Source organism: Acinetobacter sp. YH12136 (assembly GCF_013418545.1).
GTDB classification, from domain to species: Bacteria; Pseudomonadota; Gammaproteobacteria; order Pseudomonadales; family Moraxellaceae; genus Acinetobacter; species Acinetobacter towneri.
In genome coordinates, this window is sequence record NZ_VPBV01000060.1 from 1 (window position 1) to 2,304 (window position 2,304).

Here is a 2,304-nt window from a genome sequence, read left to right on the forward strand (position 1 = left end):
CAACTGTTAATGCTGAAAATAGAGCTTATACTCAACTTATTCGTCCATAATATATAAATTCACAATATTTAAAAGCTGGCTCATTTCAGTAAAAGTCGCAAGATTTTTCATTTTCACAAGGCTTTCCTTTAGAATAGGCGCATCTTATTTCTTAGCTTTGATTTCTCAATGATTCAGTTAGACCAGTTATCTATACGTCGCGGTGGACGTGTTTTATTTCAAAAAGCGTCGATGCAGTTACACCCAGGATGGAAAATTGGCCTAACCGGTGTCAATGGTGCCGGGAAATCGACCCTGTTTTCAGCTTTGCTTGGTGGCATGGAGTCAGACACCGGTTCGTTGACCCGTCCTGCGGTATGGACCGTGGCGCATATGGCGCAGGAAATCAAAGCGCTGAATATGAAAGCCATTGATTTCGTCTTGTCCGGCGATGAAGAATACTGGGATATTCAACAGAAACTGGAGCAGCCAGATCAGCTGGATGATGCAGAACTGGCCCATTTATATGGCCGTTTTGATGAAATTTCAGGTTATTCTGCGCCGGCCAAAGCTTCGCAACTGATGGCCGGTCTGGGCTTTTTTGAACATCAATCCCAACTGGATGTTTCAAGTTTTTCTGGTGGCTGGCGCATGCGCCTGAATCTGGCGCGTACCCTGATGAGCCGTTCCGATTTACTCCTTCTTGATGAACCGACCAACCATTTAGACCTGGATGCCATTCTCTGGCTCGAAGACTGGCTGAAAGCCTATGAAGGTACGCTGGTGCTGATTTCGCATGACCGGGATTTCCTCGATGCGATTACCGATCATATTTTACATATTGAAAATCAGGAACTGATTTTATATACCGGTAACTACTCGACCTTCGAGCGCACCCGCAGTGAACGTCTGGCGCAGCAGCAACAGGCTTATGAAAAGCAGCTGGAAACCCGCGCACATCTGCAAAAATATATTGACCGTTTTAAAGCGAAAGCCACCAAAGCCAAGCAGGCACAGAGCCGGATCAAACAGCTGGAGCGTATGCAGGAACTGTCTGCTGCCCATGTTGATACACCATTTACCTTCAGTTTCCGTGAACCGACCAAAATGAGTTCGCCTTTATTGCAACTGGAACATGCCGATATTGGTTATGGTGACAAGCTGATTGTCACCAATGTCAATTTACAGATCACGCCAAGCAGCCGGATTGGTTTGCTCGGGATGAATGGTGCCGGTAAATCCACCCTGATTAAATCGCTGGTCGGTGATTTAAAATTGCTTCAGGGTCTGCGTAAAGATTCAGAACTGCTCAATATTGGCTACTTTGCCCAACACCAAATGGATGCACTGGATGGCAATGCCAGCCCGATGTTACAGCTGGCCCGTATTGCCGATAAAAAAATCAGTGAAGCCAGCCTGCGTTCTTTCCTGGGCAGTTTTGGTTTTAGCGGCGAACGCATGGATACGCCAAGTGAAAGTTTCTCAGGCGGTGAACGTGCCCGTCTGGCTCTGGCATTGATTGTCTGGCAGCGTCCAAACGTGTTGATTCTGGATGAGCCGACCAACCATTTAGATCTGGATATGCGTCATGCATTGACCATGGCCTTGCAGGATTTTGAAGGTGCTGTGGTGCTGGTATCGCATGAGCGCCAGCTGATTGCCAGTGTCTGTGATGAATTGCTGCTGGTACATAATGGTCAATGCCGTGAATTTGACGGTGATCTGACCGCTTATGCCGACTGGTTACGTCAGGCCCGCATTGAGATGATCAAAAACGGGCAGAAGCCAGCCGAGCCGGTGAAATCTCAGGTCGAAGTCAAAGCAACCATTTCCAGACTGGACAAAGAAGCACAGCGTAAGGAAGCGGCACGCCAGCGGGAACTGAGCCGCCCGATTCGTAAAAATATCGAAAAATGTGAAACACAGATTTCAAAGGTTACGCCGCGACTGGCTGAAATTCAAAGCTTGCTCGGAGATAGTGCTTTATATGATGCCTCACGTAAAAATGATTTGCTCAAACTGATGAATGAGCAAACTGAGCTGAAAGCCAAACTGGAAACAGCCGAAGAACAGATGCTGGAACTAATGATGGAACTGGAAAGTCTGGAGCAGTCCTTCTAACACTATTTCAACACCCCCATTATCTGAGAGATGAGTAACAAGCGTTATTCATCTCTTTTTTTTATTAAAACCACCCATTTTTAATATTTTCCTCCTGCTTTTCATCTCCGTGTAGTTCCTTGCTATTCTTGAGTACTGCATCTCTTCTTCAAAACTTGACACATTTTGTCGTGAATTACGCAAGTGCCATATAAGTTTATTTTT

1 protein-coding gene is annotated in these 2,304 nt (G+C 46.1%); it reads left to right on the forward strand.

Annotated features, from left to right (window positions below; genetic code table 11):
• The first annotated feature begins 168 nt into the window (after window positions 1-168).
• Window positions 169-2,100 (forward strand): ATP-binding cassette domain-containing protein, encoded by a 1,932-nt coding sequence (locus FTU71_RS14410; protein WP_154320142.1) that lies wholly within the window; start codon window positions 169-171, stop codon window positions 2,098-2,100.
• Window positions 2,101-2,304: the final 204 nt, after the last annotated feature.